17 protein-coding genes, 2 tRNA genes and 3 pseudogenes are annotated in these 23380 nt (G+C 62.7%); 2 read left to right on the top strand and 20 right to left on the bottom strand.

The genetic code is table 11. The annotated features are described in order from the left end of the window. Window positions 1–37: 37 nt before the first annotated feature. From GKC70_RS16730 to leuC, 18 genes and pseudogenes are all read right to left on the bottom strand, one after another. Window positions 38–114: transfer RNA gene (locus GKC70_RS16730), tRNA-Asp, on the bottom strand. Window positions 115–192: 78 nt separating this feature from the next. Then, window positions 193–268 (bottom strand) — tRNA-Val (locus tag GKC70_RS16735). Window positions 269–475: 207 nt separating this feature from the next. Continuing rightward, window positions 476–1249, bottom strand: coding sequence for an SDR family oxidoreductase (locus GKC70_RS16740; protein ID WP_342649336.1), 774 nt, complete (start codon window positions 1247–1249; stop codon window positions 476–478). Further along, window positions 1246–2457: an O-succinylhomoserine sulfhydrylase gene (locus GKC70_RS16745; protein WP_342649337.1), complete on the bottom strand. Its 1212-nt coding sequence runs from the start codon at window positions 2455–2457 to the stop codon at window positions 1246–1248. Before GKC70_RS16745 ends, GKC70_RS16740 begins: the two co-directional genes overlap by 4 nt. A 24-nt stretch (window positions 2458–2481) precedes the next feature. After that, the gene (purF, locus tag GKC70_RS16750; protein WP_342649338.1) at window positions 2482–3987 is read right to left on the bottom strand and encodes an amidophosphoribosyltransferase; all 1506 of its coding nucleotides are present in this window, start codon (window positions 3985–3987) and stop codon (window positions 2482–2484) included. Between the two features lie 41 nt (window positions 3988–4028). Further along, a complete protein-coding gene (locus GKC70_RS16755) occupies window positions 4029–4583 on the bottom strand; it encodes a CvpA family protein (protein WP_342649339.1) in 555 nt (184 codons plus the stop codon). A 194-nt stretch (window positions 4584–4777) separates the two neighbouring features. After that, window positions 4778–5460, bottom strand: a pseudogene (locus GKC70_RS16760) (SPOR domain-containing protein). Next, a pseudogene (folC, locus tag GKC70_RS16765) lies at window positions 5444–6750 on the bottom strand (bifunctional tetrahydrofolate synthase/dihydrofolate synthase). Before folC ends, GKC70_RS16760 begins: the two co-directional pseudogenes overlap by 17 nt. Next, window positions 6750–7643 (bottom strand): acetyl-CoA carboxylase, carboxyltransferase subunit beta, encoded by an 894-nt coding sequence (gene accD, locus GKC70_RS16770; protein WP_342649340.1) that lies wholly within the window; start codon window positions 7641–7643, stop codon window positions 6750–6752. Before accD ends, folC begins: the two are co-directional and overlap by 1 nt. A gap of 254 nt (window positions 7644–7897) precedes the next feature. Further along, the gene (locus tag GKC70_RS16775) at window positions 7898–8518 is read right to left on the bottom strand and encodes a phosphoribosylanthranilate isomerase (protein WP_342649341.1); all 621 of its coding nucleotides are present in this window, start codon (window positions 8516–8518) and stop codon (window positions 7898–7900) included. Window positions 8519–8577: 59 nt separating this feature from the next. Then, window positions 8578–9426: a tRNA pseudouridine(38-40) synthase TruA gene (truA, locus tag GKC70_RS16780; protein ID WP_162889585.1), complete on the bottom strand. Its 849-nt coding sequence runs from the start codon at window positions 9424–9426 to the stop codon at window positions 8578–8580. 101 nt (window positions 9427–9527) lie between these two features. Further along, window positions 9528–12137 carry a FimV/HubP family polar landmark protein gene (locus GKC70_RS16785; RefSeq protein WP_342649342.1) on the bottom strand — a complete coding sequence of 870 codons (2610 nt, stop codon included), beginning with the start codon at window positions 12135–12137 and terminating at the stop codon, window positions 9528–9530. A gap of 71 nt (window positions 12138–12208) precedes the next feature. Next, window positions 12209–13213, bottom strand: a complete 1005-nt coding sequence (locus GKC70_RS16790) for an aspartate-semialdehyde dehydrogenase (protein ID WP_342649343.1) — start codon at window positions 13211–13213, stop codon at window positions 12209–12211. Between the two features lie 109 nt (window positions 13214–13322). Continuing rightward, window positions 13323–14435, bottom strand: a complete 1113-nt coding sequence (asd, locus tag GKC70_RS16795) for an aspartate-semialdehyde dehydrogenase (RefSeq protein ID WP_039576342.1) — start codon at window positions 14433–14435, stop codon at window positions 13323–13325. Between the two features lie 64 nt (window positions 14436–14499). Continuing rightward, complete coding sequence (gene leuB / locus GKC70_RS16800) at window positions 14500–15582, bottom strand: 3-isopropylmalate dehydrogenase (protein WP_116887834.1); 1083 nt, start codon at window positions 15580–15582, stop codon at window positions 14500–14502. 51 nt (window positions 15583–15633) lie between these two features. After that, window positions 15634–16398: a class I SAM-dependent methyltransferase gene (locus GKC70_RS16805; protein ID WP_342649344.1), complete on the bottom strand. Its 765-nt coding sequence runs from the start codon at window positions 16396–16398 to the stop codon at window positions 15634–15636. A gap of 52 nt (window positions 16399–16450) precedes the next feature. Next, window positions 16451–17095 carry a 3-isopropylmalate dehydratase small subunit gene (gene leuD / locus GKC70_RS16810; protein ID WP_039576335.1) on the bottom strand — a complete coding sequence of 215 codons (645 nt, stop codon included), beginning with the start codon at window positions 17093–17095 and terminating at the stop codon, window positions 16451–16453. Next, window positions 17092–18525 (bottom strand): 3-isopropylmalate dehydratase large subunit, encoded by a 1434-nt coding sequence (gene leuC / locus GKC70_RS16815; RefSeq protein WP_039576334.1) that lies wholly within the window; start codon window positions 18523–18525, stop codon window positions 17092–17094. The genes leuD and leuC overlap by 4 nt, the downstream gene beginning before the upstream one ends. Before the next feature lie 131 nt (window positions 18526–18656). Between leuC and GKC70_RS16820 the strand changes: the two genes are divergently transcribed. Both GKC70_RS16820 and GKC70_RS16825 read left to right on the top strand, forming a co-directional pair. Continuing rightward, complete coding sequence (locus GKC70_RS16820) at window positions 18657–19535, top strand: LysR family transcriptional regulator (RefSeq protein WP_342649345.1); 879 nt, start codon at window positions 18657–18659, stop codon at window positions 19533–19535. A 60-nt stretch (window positions 19536–19595) separates the two neighbouring features. Continuing rightward, window positions 19596–21712, top strand: a pseudogene (locus tag GKC70_RS16825) (EAL domain-containing protein). A gap of 99 nt (window positions 21713–21811) precedes the next feature. Here the strand turns inward: GKC70_RS16825 and GKC70_RS16830 are convergent. Then, window positions 21812–22255 carry an Hsp20 family protein gene (locus GKC70_RS16830; protein ID WP_029614178.1) on the bottom strand — a complete coding sequence of 148 codons (444 nt, stop codon included), beginning with the start codon at window positions 22253–22255 and terminating at the stop codon, window positions 21812–21814. Window positions 22256–22379: 124 nt separating this feature from the next. Further along, the gene (locus GKC70_RS16835) at window positions 22380–23360 is read right to left on the bottom strand and encodes a tRNA-dihydrouridine synthase (RefSeq protein ID WP_342649346.1); all 981 of its coding nucleotides are present in this window, start codon (window positions 23358–23360) and stop codon (window positions 22380–22382) included. Window positions 23361–23380 lie beyond the last annotated feature (20 nt).

Genomic DNA, 23380 nt, shown 5'->3' on the forward strand with positions numbered 1-23380 from the left:
CCACGGACCGGTGAATCTCACCCATCCGTTGAAGAAGTGGCGCAGCGGACGGGACTCGAACCCGCGACCCCCGGCGTGACAGGCCGGTATTCTAACCGACTGAACTACCGCTGCGCATAGTGGACTTGCGTCCTGTTCCTCTCTGCTGGAAAGCTTCGTTGGAAGCGTTCCGGTCCAGGAACTCTCAGGAAGTGGTGGGTGATGACGGGATCGAACCGCCGACCCTCTGCTTGTAAGGCAGATGCTCTCCCGGCTGAGCTAATCACCCCCGCGATGTTGCTTGTTGCGTTTGCTTCGCTGAGGCCGCGAAATTTACGCAGGTGCCGAAGCTAAGTCAATAGCCCTGTTGAGTTTTTTTTCAAAAACAGCGGAAAGCTTCAAGCCGCAAGTGGCGAGAAAAAGCCTGATCGCATGTGAACGCGCCGGCAGGCTCGACAGCGCTCCTACTTGTAGCTTGCCGCTTAAAACTTGCCGTTCAGTTGTAGATCATCTTGCGGGTCATGCCGCCGTCGACCACGAACTCCTGGCCGGTGACGAAGCTGGCCTGACGCGACAGCAACCAGGCCACCAGCGCAGCCACATCCTCCACAGTCCCTACCCGACCTGCCGGGTGCTGGGCGTGGTCGGCGTCGCTCAAAGGCTCGGCGCGGCGCTGCGACGGGTCGCGTGCGTCGATCCAGCCGGGGCTCACCGCGTTGACGCGAATCTCCGGCGCCAGGCTGATGGCCAAGGCATGGGTCAGGGCAACCAGGCCACCCTTGCTCGCGGCATAGGCCTCGGTATCCGGTTCAGACTGACGGGCGCGGGTCGACGCCAGGTTGACGATCGAACCGCCGTGGGCACGCAGGTACGGCGCACAATGCTTGGCCAGCAGCATCGCACCGCTGAGGTTGACTGCCAGCACCCGGTTCCACTGCACAAGGCTGAGGCTTTCCAGGGTGTGGTTGTGGGGATTGGCGATGGCCGCGTTGCACACCAGCGCATCCAGACGACCGAACTGGCCGAGCACCTCGGCGACGCCCGCGATGACCTGGGCCTCGTCGGCCACGTCCATGGCGATGAACCAGGCATTGCTGCCCAGTGCCTTGGCCACCTTGGCGCCGCGTGGGCGATCCAGGTCGGTGAGCACCACTTGCCAGCCTTCGCAGATCAGCCAGGCGGCGATGCCCAGACCAATGCCGCGCGCGGCACCGGTCACCAAGGCGACCCGACCGTTGTGGTCGGGCGCCTCACCTGGCCAGTCGATCACAGCGCGGCCAGGCCGCGGGCGAGATCGGCCTGCAGATCGGCCACGTCTTCCAGCCCCACGGCCACGCGAATGAGGCTGTCACGAATACCGGCAGCTTCGCGCTCCTGTGGCGTCAGGCGACCATGGGAAGTGGTTGCCGGATGGGCAATGGTGGTCTTGCTGTCACCCAGGTTGGTGGTGATGGAGATCACCCGAGTGGCGTCGATGAAGCGCCAGGCGCCCTCTTTGCCACCCTTGACCTCGAAGCTGACGACCGCGCCGAAGCCACTCATCTGCCGTTTGGCCAACTCATGCTGGGGATGGCTGGGCAGACCCGCGTAATGCACTTTCTCGATACCGTCCTGGCGCTCCAGCCATTCGGCCAAGGCCTGAGCGCTCTCGCAGTGCGCACGCATGCGCAGCTTGAGCGTCTCCAGGCCCTTGGTGAAAATCCACGCATTGAAGGGGCTGAGCGTCGGGCCTGCGGTGCGCAGGAAACCCACCACTTCCTTCATCTGCTCGGCACGCCCGGCTACCGCACCGCCCATGCAACGGCCCTGGCCGTCGATGAACTTGGTCGCGGAATGGAAGACGATGTCGGCGCCCAGTTTCAGAGGCTGCTGCAGCGCTGGCGTGCTGAAGCAGTTGTCCACCACCAGCATCGCATCACCGGCGTGGGCGATATCGGCCAGCGCGCGGATATCCACCAGCTCGGCCAGTGGATTGGACGGCGACTCGACGATCAACAGTTTGGTGTTGGTCTTCAGCGCACTCTTCCAGGCACCCAGGTCGACCAGCGGCACGTAGTCCACCTGCAGGCCGAAACGCTTGAGATACTTCTCGAACAAGCTGATGGTCGAGCCAAAGACACTCTGCGACACCAGCACATGATCGCCAGCGCTGCACAGCGACATGACCACGGCCAGAATCGACGCCATGCCCGTGGAGGTGGCCACGGCCTGCTCGGCCCCCTCCATCGCCGCCAGGCGCTCCTCGAAGGCGCGCACCGTCGGGTTCGTGTAGCGCGAATAGACGTTACCTGGCGTTTCACCAGCAAACCGCGCAGCCGCATCGGCTGCGGTACGGAACACATAGCTGGAGGTCAGGAACAGCGCTTCGCTGTGCTCGGCCTCAGGCGTCCGGTGCTGGCCGGCGCGCACTGCCAGGGTGTCGAAACCGACCCCCTCCAAGTCGCTGTCCAGCCGTCCGGCCTCCCATTGATCCGTCATGCCGTACTCCTCACAAAGTGCAGATCAGTTGTTGTACAGGTCGATGATCGCGCTGACGGCCTGGGTCTTGACCTTGGCAGCGTCATTGCGCGCCTGTTCGATCCGCTCCAGGTAGACGTCGTCGATGTCGCCGGTGACGTACTCACCGTTGAACACCGCGCAATCGAAATGCTCGATCTTGATCTTGCCGCCACCGACCGAGTCGATCAGGTCCGGGAGGTCCTGATAGATCAGCCAGTCGGCGCCGATCAACTCGGCCACCTGTTCAGTGGTACGGTTGTGGGCGATCAGCTCGTGAGCGCTCGGCATGTCGATGCCGTAGACGTTGGGGTAGCGTACAGCGGGCGCTGCGGAGCAGAAGTAGACATTCTTCGCCCCGGCCTCGCGGGCCATCTGGATGATCTGTTTGCAGGTGGTGCCGCGCACGATCGAGTCGTCCACCAGCATCACGTTCTTGCCACGGAATTCCAATTCGATGGCATTGAGCTTCTGCCGTACCGACTTCTTGCGTGCCGCCTGGCCAGGCATGATGAAGGTGCGGCCGATGTAACGGTTCTTGACGAAGCCTTCACGGAATTTCACGCCCAGGTGGTTGGCCAGTTCCAGGGCTGCGGTGCGGCTGGTGTCCGGAATCGGGATGACGACGTCGATGTCGTGCTCGGGGCGCTCGCGACGGATCTTGTCGGCCAGCTTCTCACCCATGCGCAGACGCGCCTTGTACACCGACACGCCATCCATGATGGAGTCGGGGCGGGCCAGGTAGACGTGCTCGAAGATGCACGGTTGCAACATGGGGGCATCAGCGCACTGCTTGGTGTGCATCTGTCCGTCTTCGGTGATGTACACCGCTTCGCCCGGCGCCAGGTCGCGGATCAGGGTAAAGCCCAGCACGTCCAGGGCCACGCTTTCGGAGGCAATCATGTACTCGACGCCTTCGTCGGTGTGGCGCTGGCCGAAGACCACCGGACGAATGCCGTTGGGATCACGGAAACCGACGATACCGTAGCCGGTGATCATCGCCACCACGGCGTAGCCACCGACACAGCGGCTGTGCACATGGGAAACCGCCGCGAACACATCGTCCTCGGTCGGCTGCAGCTTGCCGCGTACGGCCAGCTCGTGGGCAAACACGTTGAGCAGCACTTCCGAGTCGGAGTTGGTGTTGACGTGGCGCAGGTCGGACTCGTAGATCTCCTTGGCCAACTGCTCGACGTTGGTCAAGTTGCCGTTGTGCGCCAAGGTGATGCCGTACGGCGAGTTGACATAGAACGGCTGGGCCTCGGCCGACGTCGAGCTGCCCGCCGTGGGGTAGCGCACGTGGCCGATGCCCATGTGACCGACCAGGCGCTGCATATGGCGCTGCTGGAATACATCGCGCACCAGGCCATTATCCTTGCGCAGGAACAACCGGCCATCATGGCTGGTCACGATACCGGCAGCGTCCTGGCCGCGGTGCTGGAGGACCGTTAGCGCGTCATACAGCGCCTGATTGACGTTCGACTTACCGACGATACCGACGATGCCACACATGCGACGCAACCCCTACTTTGATGAAACGGAGTGAAAAGCGCTCAGGACCGGGAAGGTCCGAGCAACTGTTCCTTGAACGGAAGATCAACCGGTGAGCTGATCCCATTGGACATCCACTGACCCGCGAAGCCCAGGATCAGGTTCTTCGACCAGTCGGCGACCAATAGAAACTGTGGTATCAGGCGTGATTCCTGCCACCACGAATCCTGTTGTACCGGCCCCAGGCTGAGCAGCCCGACGGCCACCACCACCAGCAAGCCTCCGCGCGCAGCGCCGAAGGCCATGCCGAGAAAGCGATCGGTGCCGGACAGCCCGGTCACGCGGATCAGCTCGCCGATGAGGAAATTGATCATCGCCCCCACCAGCAGCGTGGCGATGAAGAGAATGGTGCAGCCTGCGATGACCCGTGCCGAAGGCGTCTGGATATAGCTTTCCAGGTACTGCGACAGAGACCCGCCGAACATCCACGCCACCGCGCCGGCAACGATCCAGATGAGCAGGGACAAGGCTTCCTTGACGAAACCGCGCTTGAGACTGATCAGTGAGGAAATGGCGATGATCGCGATGATCGCCCAATCAACCCAGGTAAATGCCACGGTACGGCCTGCAGACGTTTGAGGCGGCGCATTTTAGCAGAGCAAAGGGCGTGGGGTAAGCGGAAAGTCACGCCGTTGCAGGCTTGCAGCTTGACTCCCAAGACAACTTGACAAGCCTCGGCACCCCACCCGCGCGCACAAAAAGGCCCTGTTCGGCCGACGCTTGAGCGCAGGCGGAACAGGGCCGCATGGACTCAACCGCGCTCAGGCTGGAAGCGCACAACGATGCCCTTGAGGTTCTGCTGGCGGTTGATCGTATCGCGTAGACGCTCGGCTTCGGCACGGTCAATGATCGGGCCGACGAATACCCGATTCAGTCCACCGCTGGAGCGGATGTAGGCGTTGTAGCCTTGGCTGCGCAGGGTTTTCTGCAGAGTGTCGGCGCCTGCACGATTGGACAGGCTGGCCAATTGGATCGACCAACTCACCGGCAAACCATTGGCATCGACCTTGGAAGCCGCCGCCGGCTTGCTGGCCGTTGCACTGACCGCAGGGGCTGGGCAGCCGGTTGTGCAGCACGACTTTCGACCTTGGCCTCGGCAACGGGCGCCTGAGGCTTGGCGGCGGCGGGCTGGGCGTTCTGCGACGGCGACGGCGTGATCGGCTGGCTGGGAGCGCTGGGAGGCGCTGTGGACTCATCGACCACCACCGGCGCCTGCTCGGAAAGATCGGGCAGCGGCTGAGGCTCAGGCACTTGGACCGGCTCGACCTTGACCTCGGACGGGCTTGGCATCGCCGGGGCTTGAGGCACTTCGACATGCACTTGGCGCATCTCGTCCTCACGGGTGAACAGCATGGGCAGGAAGATCACCGCCAGCGCCACCAGCACCAGCGCACCCACCATGCGCTGCTTCATTCCCTTATCCAGCACTGCCATCTACTCCATCCTCCAGGGCCTGCCGCTCAAGCCATTCGAGGGCCTGGCCGACGCAGAAAAACGAACCGAACAGCAGGATCTGGTCATCTGCCGTTGCCTGCGCACATTGCCCTTCGAGGGCAGCGGCGACACTGGCATATGACTTCACCGTCGCGCCGTGGTTCGTCAAGGCCATGGCAAGCTCCTGCCCGGTGCGACTGCGCGGCGTCTCAAGCGGCGCCACCGCCCAGGAATCGACCAGCGGCAGTAACGGTGCGACCACGCCCTCGAGATCTTTGTCCGCCAGCAGCCCGAACACCGCCAGGCGGCGCCCGGAGACAGGCCAGGTGGCCAAGCGGCGTGCCAGGTACTCGGCAGCATGGGGTTGTGGCCGACATCCAGGAGCAATTCCAATCGTTGGCCGCGCCACGTCACCGTGCGACGGTCGAGGCGGCCGGTCATGCGAGTACCCAGCAGCGCCTGGGGGATATCCGACGCAACCCAGGGCAGATCCATTAGCAGGTACGCCTGAACTGCCAGGGCTGCGTTCTCCATCGGCAAGTCGAGCTGGGGCAGATCGACCAACTCCACCGCCTCACCCTTGAGCGTGGTACCACGCCATTGCCAATGTGCGTCAGTGCTCGCCAGGTCGAAATCGCGCCCGCGCAAGAAGAACGGGCAAGCCAATTCGGACACTTTGTCCAGCAGCGGCTGGGGCGGGTCGAGATCGCCGCACAAGGCTGGCGTGCCTTGGCGGAAGATACCGGCCTTCTCGAAGGCCACCTGCTCCCGGGTATCGCCCAGATAGTCGACATGGTCCACGCCGATGCTGGTCACCAGCGACAGGTCGGCATCGATCAGGTTGACGGCGTCCAGACGCCCGCCCAGCCCCACTTCAAGCACCACGGCATCCAAGGACGACTGACTGAACAACCAGAAGGCCGCCAGGGTACCCATCTCGAAATAGGTCAGGGAGATTTCGCCACGCGCGGCCTCTACGGCAGCGAAGGCCCGACACAGGTCACGGTCGCTGGCCTCGTTGCCATCGATCTGTACCCGCTCGTTGTAGCGCACCAGGTGCGGCGAGCTGTAGACGCCCACCTTGAGCCCCTGGGCGCGCAACAGCGCGGCGACGAAGGCACAGGTCGAGCCTTTGCCATTGGTGCCGGTTACCGTCACCACTCGCGCAGCCAGGCGCCCCAGGTCGAGGCGCGCCAGCACCTGCCGGCATCGCTCGAGGCCCATGTCGATCGCCGAGGGATGCAGTTGTTCCAGGTAAGCGAGCCACTCGCCCAGGGTACGCTCGCTCATCACGCGACGACGGCGGCTTCTTGGGCCTGCTCAGGCGTGGCCTGGCCGGTCATTTGCGCCAGCAGTCGGGCCAGGCGCGGACGCAGTTCCTGACGCGAAATGATCAGGTCGATGGCGCCGTGCTCCAGCAGGAATTCGCTGCGCTGGAAGCCCTCGGGAAGCTTCTCGCGCACGGTCTGCTCGATCACGCGCGGGCCGGCAAAGCCGATCAGCGCCTTGGGCTCGCCGACGATGACGTCACCGAGCATGGCCAGACTGGCCGATACACCGCCGTAGACCGGATCGGTCAGCACCGAAATGAACGGAATGCCTTCTTCACGCAGACGTGCCAGCACCGCAGAGGTCTTGGCCATCTGCATCAGCGAGATCAGCGCTTCCTGCATGCGCGCACCACCCGAGGCGGAGAAGCAGATCATCGGGCAACGGTGTTCCAGCGCATAGTTGGCAGCGCGGACGAACCGTTCACCGACGATGGCGCCCATGGAACCGCCCATGAACGAGAACTCGAAGGCACTGACGACAACCGGCAGACCCATCAGCGTTCCACTCACCGACACCAGGGCATCTTTTTCGCCCGTCTGCTTCTGAGCAGCAGTCAGGCGGTCCTTGTACTTCTTGCCATCACGGAATTTCAGACGGTCGACCGGCTCCAGGTCGGCACCCAATTCGGCACGCCCTTCGGCATCAAGGAAGATATCGATACGCTCACGGGCACCGATGCGCATGTGATGATTGCACTTGGGGCAGACGTCGAGGGTTTTTTCCAGCTCCGGACGATACAGCACGGCTTCGCAGGATGGGCACTTGTGCCACAGGCCTTCCGGTACCGAGCTCTTCTTCACCTCGGAACGCATGATCGAAGGGATCAGTTTGTCTACCAACCAGTTGCTCATGCTCTATTTCTCCCGTTTCGGCCGGTGGCGGGCTGACTGTCGCCTGCCCTGCCCCGACCCTTGAGCTCAAAATCGTGTTCAAAACGATGATGGACCGGCCAACGGGACCACCCGTTGCACCACTCCACCTTCAACCTGTACGCCGACGCCCGCGGCGCCGCGTGTTCTGAGGGCCCGCCCCGCAGGGCCGGCCGGGCAGCATCGCGCTGCGATAGCTATGGACGATGGCGCACGGCCAACCGTCACATCCAAGCTCATGCCAGCTTGACCGCCTCGAGGAAGGCATCGATCTTGCCCGCATCCTTGATGCCCTTGGCCTGTTCGACCCCGCCACTGACATCGACCGCATAGGGTCGAACCTGGCGAATCGCCTGAGCGACGTTACCCGCCGACAATCCTCCGGCCAGAATGATGGGCTTGCTCAGGCCTGCCGGCACCAGCGACCAGTCGAACGCTTCACCCGTACCGCCCGGCACACCCGGCACGTAGGTATCGAGCAGAATGCCGCGGGCGCCATGGTAGTGCTCGCAAGCCGCCTGCAGATCGTCGCCCGGGCGCACGCGCAGCGCTTTGATCCACGGACGATGGTACCCCTCGCAATCGGCCGGTGTTTCATCGCCGTGGAACTGTAGCAGGTCCAGCGGGACCACTTCGAGGATCTCGCTCAGTTCGCAACGCGAAGCATTGACGAACAGGCCCACGGTGGTGACGAAAGGCGGCAGCGCGGCGATGATGGCCCGGGCCTGGCGTACATCCACCGCGCGCGGGCTCTTGGCATAGAACACGAAGCCGATGGCGTCGGCTCCCGCTTCGGCAGCCGCCAGGGCATCCTCGATGCGGGTGATGCCACAGATCTTGGTGCGCACGATGCTCATAGACGACAACCCTGGGTGATCGGTGAAGGGCCGGATGTTAGCAAATGACGTATCGCCCGTCAGTCGGACAGCGACTCGTAGCCGGTGAGAAAGTGTGGACCGATGTAACGCTGCGGTAGCGCGAACTCGTCCGGGTACTCCACCTGCACCAGATAAAGGCCGTAGGGGTGGGCAGTGACACCGCCTTCGCGCCGATTGCGCCCCTCCAGCACCTGCCGCGCCCACTCCACCGGCCGCTCGCCGGCGCCGATGGTCATCAGCACGCCGGCGATGTTGCGCACCATGTGATGCAGGAAAGCGGTGGCACGTACATCCAGCACGATCATGCGACCGTGGCGCGTCACACGCAGGTGATGGATGTGCTTGATCGGCGACTTCGCCTGACACTGGCTGGCGCGAAACGCGCTGAAGTCATGAGTACCGAGCAGGTACTCGGCCGCCTGGGCCATCGCGGCGATGTCCAGCGGGCGATGATTCCAGGTCACTTCCTCGGCGAGGTGCGCCGGACGGATCGGATCGTTGTAGATCACGTACCGGTAGCGCCGAGCGGTAGCCTTGAATCGTGCGTGAAAGTGCGCAGGCATTGGCCGCGCCCAGACCACACTGATGTCGTGGGGCAGGTTGAAATTGCTGCCCAAGGTCCAGGCGCGCTCGTCGCGCACCGCGCACGTGTCGAAATGCACCACTTGACCACAACCGTGCACACCGGCATCGGTGCGCCCGGCGCACACCACGCTGATCGGCGCGTCGGCGACCTTCGACAACGCCTGCTCCAGCGCCTGCTGGACACTGGGCACGCCGCTGGCCTGACGCTGCCAGCCGCGATAGCGCGACCCTTTGTATTCCACGCCCAGGGCGATGCGCGAGTAGCCTTCAGCGGCCGACTCGGCCGCCTCGATGTCGTTGATGTCCAAGAAAGCCAAACCTGTGGAGCTGATCGAAAGGCGGCCATTATAAAGAAAACGGCAGCCCACTGGGCTGCCGTCATCCACCTCAAGCACGCTGCCTGTCAGACCAGACGCGAGAGCATGTCCTCGGCTTCCTGACGCTGGGTATCGTCACCATCCTTGACCACTTCATCGAGGATGTCACGGGCCCCCTGATGGTCCCCCATATCGATGTAGGCACGCGCCAGGTCCAGCTTGGTCGCCACCTCATCGGTCCCGGAGAAAAAATCGAAATCCAGGTCGTCCAGGGCTTCGGGCTCGAGCGCCGCATCCTCGGCGGTGAAATGCGGTTCCAGCGAAGGCGACGCCAGACTCTGCGAAAGCTTGTCCAGTTCGGCGTTGACATCATCGAGCTCAGACGCGAAATGCTTGTCGGCAGGTGTTTCGTCATCCAGCGACAACGACAGGTCGAAGTCCTCCGGCAGTTCCAGTTCGGAAATCGGATCGAACTCAGGAATCTCGTCGAACGCTGCAAGCTCGGCAGCGACATCAACGGGCGTCTCGCTGTCTGCGGCTGGCGTGGCAGCAGCAGGCTCACCGACATCCAGGTCGAAGTCCGCCAGATCATCCAGTGGCTGGGACTGCGCCTGAGCCTGCGCCAGCAGCGCCTCGAAATCGTCGTCTGCGCCGCTCTGCATCTCGTCGACCTGCGGTGCTTCTGGGGCGTCGAGCACCGGCGCATTGAGCGGCTCGTCCAACAGCAGGTCGTCATCCAGGCTCAGGTCGAAGTCGTCGCCCAAATCCGGCGTGGCCGTGATGGATTCGACGTCAGCTTCGCTCGCGTCCTGCGGCTCGGGCTCGACGGCTTGCACGGGCTCAGGCTGCGCCTCGACTAGCGGCTCTGGGTCCTGCAACAGCTCCTGGACGTATTGCTCATCCTGCTCTGCTGCCAAAGCGGCGGCGCCGAGCCCGACGGCTGCCGCCGAAGCCACGACGGCAACCATGGCCGGGTAACGCTGCTTGATGCCTTCGACTTCACCCTGATTCTCCGGGGTGTCGGCCAATTGGTGCTCCTGCTCGGCAAAGGCGTGTTGATCGCCTTGACGCGCATAGACCTCCATCAACTTCAGGCGCAGGTCGCTGCGCTGCGGCTCAGCAGCCACAACAGGTTCAAGCAGGCTAGCGGCGTGGTTCAGACGCCCCTTGGCGACACTGTCATCGACCTCGGCCAACAGTGCCGCATAGCGATCGGCAACCACAGGCGCACTGGCAGCGACCGGCTTCTCAGCCGCGGCGGCGGCCGCTGCAGAGGCCGCCACCACCGCCGGCGACAGGGTCACCGTGGGGGCAGACACGTCCAGGCCATCGAAGCTACCTGGCGGCAAGTCTGGGTCCGGCCCGCGCTCGTCGTCCTCGGCCAGCGCCCGCGCCATGCGCAGATGTTTTTCCGCCTCTTGCTGCGCCTTGCGCTTGCGCGCCAGAAGCAGCAACAGCAGCAGCAGGACCAGGAACGCCGAACCGGCCAACAGTCCCAGCAACAACGGATTACCCAGCAGATCGTCGAGCATGCTCGGTTCGGTCTGGGGCTGAGCAGCGGTCTCTGGCTCCGGCACCGGCGCGGTATCGACCGCAGCCGGAGGGGGTACGACCCCAGGTTCGGCAGGCGTCAGTTGGGCATTCACCGCAGGCTCGACCGGCGGCGGCGCTACCGTAGCGGCCGGCGCCGCGTCACCTTGAGCCTGCAGACGCGCCAGTTGATCATTCTTCAGTTCGATCAGGCGCTGCAGCTTGTCCAACTGGCTTTGCAGATCGGTCATTCGACTCTGCAGTTCTTCGTTGTCACGGCGACTGGTATCCAGGCTCTCCTGAGCGACCGCCAATTTGTCGCTGAGGGCCTTGGCGTCATTCGCCGCACCTTGGTTATTCGGTGAGACCAGGCGCAGGTTATCGCCTTGGGCAATCCGTGCCGGGGCAGCATCGGCGGCGCCACGACGGGTCGCGTCCAATTGCCGAGCGCGAGGCCCCAGGCGCCGTCCTTCGCGCCAGGCAGCGTACTGTTCGGCCACCTCACGAATCGCTTCGCCCTGGGGGATGGCGCGGATCTGCTGCTGATCCGGCAGGCGCAGCACCTGTCCGGTCTTGAGCTGATTGATGTTGTTACCGATGAAGGCGTCAGGATTCAAAGCCTGGATCGCCAGCATGGTTTGTTGAATCGAGCCGCCCTGGGTATTGCGCGCAGCGATTTGCCAGAGCGTGTCACGCTGACGGGTGGTGTAGCTGCCCGCAGTGGTCGCCGGGTTGACGGTTCCCTGCGCTGGCGCGGCAGTGGCAGCTTGCGGCGCATCGAGCGCAACGCTGTAGTCACGCAGCAGGCGCCCTTGCGGCCACATCACTTGCACCAGAAACTTGATGACAGGCTCAGGCAGCGGCTTGCTGGAGGTGACACGCAGCACGCTGCGGCCGTTGGGGTTGATCACCGGGGTGAAGCTCAGGTCCTGCAGATAGGCCGGTAGCGTCACGCCAGCCTTGGCGAACTCCTCGGCGGGCGCCAGGCTAGGCGCCACCTCCGCAGGGGTCAGGTCGCGTACATCGAGCAGCTCGATCTCGGCGTCCAGCGGCTGGTTCTGCGCCGACTTGAGGGTCAGCTCGCCAAGACCGAGTGCATTGGCCATGCCGGACGACAGCGCCGAAGCGGCCGCGATAGCCAGAACCAATTTGCGAATTCGAAGCATGGACCTGTTCCCTTGTATGAATCGTCCCCAATACCTGCCAGGCGTAGGACAAATGTGCTGGCCAGTATCTTTTACGCCATTTTTTTAATCAACAATTGCGCCAATTGTACGGCGTTGAGGGCCGCGCCCTTGCGCACGTTGTCGGTCGTCAACCACAGATCGAGTTGGTGATCCGCGTCGATTCCCTGGCGTACACGACCAACATAGACCACGTCCTGCCCCACTGCGTCACCCACTGGCGTCGGATAATCGTCATTCTCCACGCGTTCGACGCTGGCAGCGCCATCCAGCGCCAGCTTGACCGCCTGCACATCCACGGGAATTCGGCTTTGTACGGACACACTGAAGCTATCGCCGAAAAACACTGGGACTTGAACGCAGCTCACAGAAATCTTCAGTTCAGGCAGCCCCAACAGCACGCGACTCTCATTGACCAAGCGCCGCTCCAGGGTGCCGTGCCCCTGCTCATCGGTAGCGCCCACTTGCGCCAGCAGGTTGAACGCCACCTGCCGATCGAAGAAGCGCGGCTCTAGAGGGCGTGCGTTGAGCAACTCGGCAGTCTGTCTGGCCAGTTCGTTCACGGCCTCGCGTCCCTGCGACGACACGGCCAGGCAGGCCATGACCTGAATTCGCTCGATATCGAGCACACCTCGAAGCGGTGCCAGCGCCACCGCCAAGGCGATCGCACCGCTGCTCGGGCTCGACACCAACACTGGCAGTTTTAGCCCGTCCAGCGCCTCAGGGTTGGCCTCCGGTACGATGCTCAACGCCTCTTCGAGCCCGCCAGAGAGGTCGATCACCGAACACCCAGCCTCACGCGCCTTGCTCGCAAAACTGCGGCTCACCGCCGCACCAGCGGCGAAGAACGCCAGCTTGACCTGAGCAAAATCGAAACTGTCGACTTCGCGCACACGGACCTTCTTGCCGGCGAACATCACACTGCTGCCCGCTGACTCCATGCTCGCCAACAAATGCAGGGTTGCCACTGGAAACTGAAGCTCCTCGAGGATCTGCACCAGGGCTTCACCGACACTGCCGGTGGCGCCGACGACGGCGATATCTAAGGCTTGGCTCATGCTTTGAATCCTTGTACGGGAACGGCGGGAGCGGCACTGTACTTGATTGACAGACAAACAAAAAACCCGTGCGGTTGCCCGGCACGGGTTTTTCGACACGCCGAAGCGATCAACGCTCCAGAAGAATCCGCAGCATGCGGCGCAGCGGTTCGGCTGCGCCCCACAGCAGTTGGTCGCCGACTGTGAATGCCCCAAGGTACTGCGAGCCCATGTTCAGCTTGCGCAGACGGCCAACCGGAACGTTCAGGGTGCCAGTGACCTGAGTCGGACTCAGTTCCTGCATGCTGATCTCGCGCTGGTTGGGTACCAACTTAACCCACGGATTGTGCTGGCTGATCATGCCTTCGATATCGGCCAGCGGCACATCCTTGTTCAGCTTGATGGTCAGTGCCTGGCTGTGGCAACGCATGGCGCCGATCCGCACGCAGATGCCGTCGACCGGAATCGGGCTTTTGAAGCGACCGAGAATCTTGTTGGTTTCGGCCTGGGCCTTCCATTCCTCACGGCTCTGACCGTTGGGCAATTCCTTGTCGATCCACGGAATCAGGCTACCGGCCAGCGGCACACCGAAGTTTTCGGTGGGGAAGCCATCACCGCGCATGGTCTCGGCGACCTTGCGGTCGATGTCGAGAATGGCACTGGCGGGATTGGCCAGTTCGTCCGCTACCGCGGCATGGATACCGCCCATCTGCCGGATCAGCTCACGCATGTTCTGCGCGCCTGCACCGGAGGCCGCCTGGTAGGTCATGGCGCTCATCCACTCCACCAGACCGGCTTCGAACAGCCCGCCCAAGCCCATCAGCATCAGACTGACGGTGCAGTTGCCGCCGATGTAGTTCTTGGTGCCAGCGTCCAGTTGATGGTCGATGACCTTGCGGTTGACCGGATCGAGAATGATGACTGCATCGTCCTGCATGCGCAGGGACGACGCGGCGTCGATCCAGTAGCCTTGCCAGCCTGCTTCGCGCAGCTTGGGGAAGACTTCGTTGGTGTAGTCGCCGCCCTGGCAGGTCAGGATCACGTCGAGGGTCTTGAGCTCTTCGATCGAATAGGCGTCCTTGAGCGGCGCCGTATCCTTGCCCACGTTCGGGCCCTGGCCGCCGACATTGGAGGTGGTGAAGAACACCGGCTCGATAAGGTCGAAGTCCTGCTCTTCCAGCATCCGCTGCATGAGCACGGAACCGACCATACCGCGCCAACCGATCAGACCTACACGTTTCATCGCAACTACACCTTTGCTAAAAAGTGGGCCACCGTCGAGGGGAAACGACGGCGGGCCAGAGAGATTACAGATTCTGCAGAGCCGCGACTACTGCGTCGCCCATTTCCTGGGTACCGACCTTGGTGCAACCGGCCGACCAGATGTCGCCGGTGCGCAGCCCTTGGTCGAGCACCAGGCTGACGGCACGCTCGATGGCCTCGGCGGCCACCTGCTGGTTGAAGCTGTAGCGCAGCATCATGGACACCGAAAGAATGGTCGCCAGTGGGTTGGCGATGCCTTGCCCGGCGATGTCCGGCGCCGAGCCATGGCACGGCTCGTACATGCCCTTGTTGTCGGCGTCCAGCGACGCGGACGGCAACATGCCGATGGAGCCGGTCAGCATGGAAGCTTCGTCCGAAAGGATGTCTCCGAACATGTTGTCGGTGACCACCACATCGAACTGCTTGGGTGCGCGGACCAGCTGCATGGCGGCGTTGTCTACGTACATATGGCTGAGCTCGACGTCCGGATAGTCCTTGGCCACCTCTTCGACCACTTCACGCCAGAGCTGGCTGGATGCCAGGACGTTGGCCTTGTCGACCGAGCACAGCTTCTTGCCGCGCACGCGGGCCATGTCGAAGCCGACACGGGCGATGCGACGCACTTCGCTCTCGCTGTACGGCAAGGTGTCGTAGGCCTGACGCTCGCCGCCCTGCAACTCGCGCTGACCACGAGGTGCGCCGAAGTAGATACCGCCGGTCAACTCGCGGACGATGAGGATGTCCAGACCGGACACGATCTCCGGCTTGAGCGAAGAAGCCTGCGCCAGTTGCGGGTAGAGGATCGCCGGACGCAGGTTGGCGAACAGGCCCAGTTGTGCGCGGATCTTCAGCAGGCCACGCTCGGGACGGATGTCACGCTCGATCTTGTCCCACTTCGGTCCACCGACAGCGCCCAGCAGCACAGCATCGGCGTTGCGCGCGCGCTCCAGCGTTTCATCGGCCAACGGCACGCCGTGTTTGTCGATGGCCGCGCCGCCGATCACATCGTGCGCCAGGCTGAAACCCAGGCCAAACTTTTCGTTGGCCAGGTTCAGCACCTTGACGGCCTCGGCCATGATTTCCGGGCCGATGCCATCACCTGGGAGAATCAGAATCTGTTTGCTCATGCTTTCCTCTATTCGTTCAAGCGGCGCGGCTGGATGCGCCGCGCCGAAATGCTAGCGCTCGGCCCACAGCACAATGACATCCGTGCTGAAGGAGCCGTCGGCTTGGATCTGATAATACTGCCGCACTTCCTCTCCCATGGCCCGCTGCAGCTGGCGGATGGCCACGCGCATGGGCTCGGGTGTGCGCATGCGCTCGACCCAGGAGGCGAATTCCAAGTGCAAACGCTGGCGGCTGTGGCTGCGGGTGAACAGCCCCACATCACTGACCTGGCGCAGCCACTGGTCGGCAGAGTAATCGCGCACATGACTGGTGTCGCGCAGGACTTCGACGCTTTGCAGGTAGGTGTCGAGCAGCGGGCTGCCCGGCGACATGACGTCGATGAAAGCAGCCACGCCACCGGGCTTGAGTACCCGGCGCACTTCCCGCAGGGCCAGGCCCAGGTCGCTCCAGTGATGCGCCGAATAACGACTGATGACGTACTCGAAAGAGGCATCGGGGAATGGCAGACGCTCGGCCGCGCCGCGCTCGGTGACGATAGTGTTCAACCCACGCGCCGCCGCCGTACTGGCAACCACATCGAGCATCGACTGCGAGAGATCGTAGGCCACCACCTCGGCCACCAAGGGCGCCACCTGGAAGCTGACATGGCCGGCACCACACCCAAGGTCCAGCACCCGCGCAGCGCCTTGGCCTTGCAGCTCAGCCTGCAGCAGAGCGAACTCGGTGCCCTGGGCATGTACGGGGCTGCTGAGATAAGCGCTGGCCTGTTCGCCGAACTGGCGCTGAACCACATCGGCGTGGGTGCTGCTGGTCATGGTGTCGATCCTCATGGGTCGTTTCAAGATGCGGTGCGTCCGGCACGCTCACTCAAGCGTCGCGAAACAACCACGGCTGCGCAGCGCGGTGCCCAATTTCGAAGTCCTTGATGGCGTCGCCATCCTGCAAGGTCAGGCCAATATCATCCAGGCCATTGAGCAGGCAGTGCTTGCGGAAGGCGTCGATCTCGAAATGCAGGACCTTGCCGTCCGGGCGAGTGACGGCCTGGGCCTGCAGGTCGATAGTGAGTTGATACCCCGGATTGGCCTCGACCTGCTTGAACAATTCGTCCACTTCTTCGTCGGCCAGGATGATCGGCAGCAAGCCGTTCTTGAAACTGTTGTTGAAGAAGATGTCGGCGAAGCTCGGCGCGATGACACTGCGAAAGCCGTACTCATCCAGCGCCCAAGGCGCATGCTCGCGGCTCGAACCGCAGCCGAAGTTCTCCCGTGCCAGCAGCACGCTGGCGCCTTGATAGCGGGCGTGGTTGAGCACGAACTCCTGGTTCAGCGGGCGCTTGCTGTTGTCCTGGTAGGGCTGACCTACATCCAGATAACGCCACTCATCGAACAGGTTGGGGCCGAAGCCGGTGCGCTTGATCGACTTGAGAAACTGCTTGGGAATGATCTGGTCGGTATCGACGTTGGCCCGATCCAACGGCGCCACGAGACCGGTGTGCTGGGTGAAGGCTTTCATGCTGCGCTCCCTTGGATCAACTCGCGGACATCGATGAAGTGGCCAGTCACCGCCGCAGCGGCGGCCATGGCCGGGCTGACCAAATGGGTACGCCCACCTGCGCCCTGACGCCCCTCGAAGTTACGGTTGGAGGTAGAGGCACAATGCTCGCCGCTTTCCAGGCGGTCCGGATTCATCGCCAGGCACATCGAGCAACCTGGCTCACGCCATTCGAAGCCCGCTTCGAGGAAGATCTTGTCCAGCCCCTCGCGCTCGGCCTGGGCCTTGACCAGCCCCGATCCCGGCACCACCAACGCCTGCTTGACGTTCGCCGCCACCTTGCGGCCCTTGGCGATCTCGGCCGCTGCGCGCAAGTCTTCGATGCGCGAGTTGGTGCACGATCCGATGAACACGCGGTCGAGCTTGATATCGGTAATGGCCTGATTGGCTGCCAGCCCCATGTACTTGAGGGCGCGCTCGATCGAGCCGCGCTTGATCAGGTCTGGCTCGGCCGCCGGATCCGGAACACGTTGATCGACCGCCAGCACCATTTCGGGCGACGTGCCCCAGCTCACTTGCGGCTTGATCTGGGCGGCATCCAGCTCGACAACAGTGTCGAACACGGCATCCGCGTCGGATACCAGCCCCTTCCAGACCTGGACCGCCTGCGGCCACTGCTCGTCATTGGGCGCATAGGGGCGTCCTTGGACGTAGGCAATCGTGGTGTCGTCCACGGCGACCAGGCCGACGCGGGCACCGGCCTCGATGGACATGTTGCAGATGGTCATGCGGCCTTCCATGGACAATGCGCGGATAGCGCTGCCGGCGAACTCCATGGCATGACCGTTGCCACCAGCGGTACCGATCTTGCCGATGACCGCCAGCACGATGTCCTTGGCGGTAACGCCGGCAGGCAACTGCCCCTCGACCCGCACCAGCATGTTCTTCATTTTCTTGGCGACCAGGCACTGCGTGGCGAGCACATGCTCGACTTCCGACGTACCGATGCCATGGGCCAACGCGCCGAAAGCGCCGTGCGTGGAGGTGTGCGAATCGCCGCAGACCACGGTCATGCCCGGCAATGTCGCGCCTTGTTCGGGGCTGATCACGTGCACGATACCTTGGCGCTCGTCGTTCATCTTGAATTCGACGATGCCATATTCGTCGCAGTTCTCGTCGAGCGTCTGCACCTGCAAGCGCGAGACCTGGTCGGCGATGGCCTCGATACCGCCCTTGCGCTCAGGCGTGGTCGGCACGTTGTGGTCAGGGGTGGCGATGTTGGCGTCGATACGCCATGGCTGGCGGTTGGCCAGGCGCAGGCCTTCGAAGGCCTGGGGCGAAGTCACTTCGTGGATGATGTGACGGTCGATGTAGATCAAGGACGAACCATCGTCGCGTCGCTTGACTTCGTGCGCATCCCAGAGTTTGTCGTAAAGCGTTTTGCCAGCCATCAGACTGTTCCTCATCAGCGTATTTCTATGCCAATAACCCCTTGGCTTGTACGGTCGATGCTAAAGGGCTAGATTGAATAACTCAAATTCATAATTTTTATGCTTTGGATAACCAAAAGGAATTCGAAAGCGTGGATCTGGCAAACCTCAGTGCCTTCATTGCGATTGCTGAAACCGGCAGCTTCTCGAGTGCCGCTGAGCGCCTGTATTTGACCCAACCGGCGGTCAGCAAACGCATCGCGGGCCTGGAGCAGCAACTGGGCGTGCGCCTTTTCGATCGACTCGGCCGCGAGGTGAGCCTGACCGAGGCCGGGCGAGCCCTGCTCCCGCGTGCTTACCAGATCGTCAATGTACTGGACGACACACGGCGTGCACTGACCAATTTGACAGGAGAAGTGACCGGCCGCCTGACTCTGGCCACCAGCCACCATATCGGCCTACACCGCCTGCCCCCGGTCCTGCGGGCGTTCACCCGGGAATACCCTGGCGTGGCGCTGGATATCCAGTTTCTCGATTCAGAAGCGGCCTACGACGAAGTTCTCCACGGCCGCGCAGAAATTGCCGTGATCACCCTGGCCCCCGAGCCTCATCACCTGATTCGCGCCATTCCCGTATGGGACGACGCACTGGACTTCGTCGCCGCCCCGGAGCATCCACTGGCACGCGACAGCCATGTCCGACTGGCCGATGTCGCACGCCATCCCGCCGTGTTTCCCGGCGGTAATACGTTCACCCATCACATCGTGCAACGCCTGTTCGAGAGCCAGGGATTGACGCCAAACATCGCCATGAGCACCAACTATCTGGAGACTATCAAGATGATGGTGTCCATTGGTCTGGCCTGGAGCGTTCTACCGCGCACCATGCTCGATGGGCAGGTCGCATCCATCGCTTTGCCCGGCATATGCCTGTCTCGCCAGCTAGGCTACATCCTGCATACGGAACGAACGCTGTCCAATGCGGCCAGGGCGTTCATGGCCTTGCTCGACAGCCAGCGCGAGCCTGCCTGACTGCATCGCGGTACGGCGTGTGATCCATAGCGAGCTTCATCTGCCGATGGTCTGCGAGCCATGCCCAAACCAGACAAAACCTACCCGCGCCTGCCTCATATTCCTGCAGTCGACCCATTGGAATCGGAGCAGGCGTAGCAGAACGCTCCGCAGTTGCTCACTGCACTCAACGGTGCGCGCCTCGGCGCGTGGCTGTGGGATATCGAAACAGGCCGGGTCAGCTGGTCGCGCGGCACCCAGGCGCTATTCGGCTTCGATCCGCAGCACCCACTGGCAGAAGGTATCGATTACCTGGATTTGCTCCCTGAAGAAGACCGTGCGCGAACCCGCCAGTTGTTCCAGGCGGTGGTCGATGGCGAACCGGCGGATCAAGCCATGCGCCATCGCATCCGCTGGCCCGACGGCAGCCTGCACTGGCTGGAAATAAACGGCAGCCTGACGCACGACCACAATGGTCGCCGCCAGATGATCGGGGTGATTCGCGAAATCACCCGCCAGCGCGATCGAGAGGCCGCGCTGGTCAACTCGGAAAAGCGCTTTGCCACCCTTTTCCACCTCAGTCCCAATGCGATCCTGCTGACCCGTCGCCACGACGGCATGATCTTCGAGGTCAACCAGCACTTCGAGGCCATGTTCGGCTGGCCCGGCGCGCTGGTGATCGGCAAGAGCAGTGTCGAACTGGGTATGTGGGTCCACGCCGAACAACGCCAGCAAATGCTCGACGCCACCCGCAACAGCGGCAAGCCGGTGACCATGGAAGTGCAGTTCCGCACCGCGACGGGCCGGGTCCAGGACGGCATTCTGTGCACCCAGGGCATTGAACTCGAAGGTATTACTTATCTGGTCAGCACCTTTGTCGACACCACTGAGCGCAAGCGCGCCGAGCGCCTAATCGCGCCCTGCTGACCGATCGGCTGAGCCAGCAGATCGCCCTGCTCAAACGCCATGATCTGCGCGGCGCCCTGCTCTTTCTGGACCTGGATCATTTCAAGCATATCAACGATTCACTCGGCCACCCGGTCGGCGATACCGTGCTCAAGATCATCACCGCACGCCTCGAAGCCAGCGTACGCCTGGAGGACACGGTGGCGCGGCTGGGCGGCGACGAGTTCGTGGTGCTGCTCAGCGGCCTGGCCGGCAGCCGCGAACGGGTCGAGGCCCAAGTACGCGAACTGGCCGACACCTTACGCGAGTTGCTGGCCGCACCGATGTCGCTGGATGGTCAGCGCCTGCAGGTGACGCCGAGCATTGGCGTAGCGCTGATTCCGGATCATGGCTCCACCCCGGCCGACCTGCTCAAACGTGCCGACATCGCCCTGTACCGGGCCAAGGACTCGGGACGCAACACCACGCAACTGTTTCACACCACCATTCAGGAAGCCGCCAGCGAACGGCTGCGCATGGAAAACGACCTGCGCTTGGCGCTGTCGCGTGACGAACTGGCGTTGCACTTCCAGCCCCAGGTTGACGCGCGCGCCAATCGCATCGTCGGCGTAGAGGTCTTGCTGCGCTGGCATCACCCACAATTGGGGCAGCAATCCCCTGCGCTGTTCATACAGGTGCTGGAGGAAAGCGGACTGATACTCGAGGTGGGCAGTTGGATCCTCGACCTGGCCTGCGAGGCCTGCGCGCGCCTGCTGGATGAGGGGTTGATCGATACTGGTGAGTTCAGCCTGTGCGTGAACATCAGCCCCAAACAATTTCGCCGGAATGATTTCGTCGAAAGGGTTTTGCGCAGCCTGGACGAGCATCATCTGCCCCGCTACATGCTCAAGCTAGAAATCACCGAGGGGATCGTGATCCAGAACCTGGAGGACACCATCGGCAAGATGCGCGAGCTCAAGCGTCACGGCGTGACCTTCGCCATGGACGATTTCGGCACGGGCTATTCCTCGCTGACCTACCTCAAGCGGTTGCCCGTCGATGCACTGAAGATCGATCAGACCTTCGTGCGCGATGCACCCAACGATTCGAACGATGCGGAAATCGTTCGCGCCATCGTCGCCATGGCACACAGCCTCGGGCTGACGGTAATCGCCGAAGGTGTCGAGTTGACTGAACAACTGACGTTCCTCCAGCGCCAAGGCTGTCATCTCTATCAGGGTTATCTGTTCAGCCGACCACTGGCTCTGGCTGAGTTTCGCCGTCTATTGGCTGAGACAAGCGGTCGCACATGACTGGTTGGCGAGAGAAATCAGGTAGAACGATGCGCAACGCAAACAAGATCGGAGCCGCAAAGCGGCCCCGATCGATGCTCACCGAGCAGTTTCAAGGTATCAATTGAGCGCTGGCTTATCGCCATTGATTGGGATGCGCTTGGCCTTGGCTTCTTCCGGCACGACACGTAGGAGGTCGATGCTCAGCAGCCCGTTGGCCAGGTCGGCGGCCTTGACCTCGATGTGATCGGCCAGACGGAACGACAGCTTGAACGCGCGCTGGGCAATACCTTGATGCAGATAGGTGACCTCGGTGGCGGCCTTGTCACGCTTGCCACCCGAGACCGTCAGTACACCCTTCTCGACCTGAAGATCAAGGTCCTGCTCCTGAAGGCCGGCGGCGGCAATAACGATGCGGTACTGGTCATCACCATGCTTTTCAACGTTGTAGGGCGGGTAGCTGCTACCAGCCTCGTTACGTGCCGCAGACTCGAACAAGTCATTGAAACGGTCGAAGCCAACGGAGTGGCGGAACAGTGGAGCGAGGGAGAAAGCGGTAGTCATAGTCATTAACTCCTGAGATTCAGCAAGTAAGTCACTTCGCGACCCGACTTCGGCATCGCGTACTCAAGAGATAAGGTCTTCAACAACGGTTTCAAGGGACATCGGCAAAAAATTCGTGTGCCCTTCAGGCAACATCCAGTTCAACGCCTTGCCCGGTGAATACTCCAACGCCCAGCAACTGACTGATCCGCTGGCAGTCGTCTTCACGGCGCAATTGGGCGAACAGTGCCACGGCCTCTGGATAGCTGCGAGTCAACATGGCCAGCCACTGCTTCATCCGTCCTGGCGCATAGCGTGGCGACAGCTTGGCCTGGGCCTGACGCCAGAATTCGCGCAACAGCGGCAACAGTTCGCACCAGGCCAAAGGTCGGTAGTCGCGCCCCTCGTGTGCTGCTGCGATCTGCAGTGCCAAGTCGGGCCGAGACACCAGACCACGCCCCAACATGATGTGTTCGGCACCGCTGACCTCGCGGCAGCGTCGCCAGTCCTCGACCGTCCAGATTTCGCCGTTGGCGAACACCGGTACCTGAACCACGTCCTGCACCCGCGCCACCCATTCCCAATGGGCTGGCGGCTTGTAACCTTCGACCTTGGTTCGCGCATGCACCACCAGGTGCGCTGCCCCGCCTTCGGCCAGCGCCGTACCGCATTCCAGCGCACCGTCTGGACTGTCGAAGCCCAGACGCATCTTGGCGGTTACAGGGATGTGCGCAGGCACGGCGCGGCGAACTTCATGGACGATGGCGTGCAGCAGTTCAGGCTCCTTGAGCAGCACGGCGCCACCGCGGGATTTATTGACGGTCTTGGCCGGACAACCGAAGTTCAGGTCGATAACCGGCGCACCCAGCTCGCAAGCCAACGCGGCATTCTCTGCCAGGCATACGGGGTCCGAGCCCAGCAACTGCACACGCATGGGCACACCTGCCGCTGTTTGGGCCCCATGGCGCAGCTCAGGCGCCAACTTGTCGAATGACGAGGGCGGCAGCAGGCGATCGCAGACGCGGATGAACTCGGTGACACACCAGTCGATGCCACCGACACGGGTCAGCACGTCGCGCAGGATGTTGTCGACCAGACCCTCCATGGGGGCCAGGGCAATTTGCATGTTGGGGTCTCGAGAAAAAG

This window comes from Pseudomonas sp. REB1044, assembly GCF_038813925.1.
GTDB classification, from domain to species: Bacteria; Pseudomonadota; Gammaproteobacteria; order Pseudomonadales; family Pseudomonadaceae; genus Aquipseudomonas; species Aquipseudomonas boreofloridensis.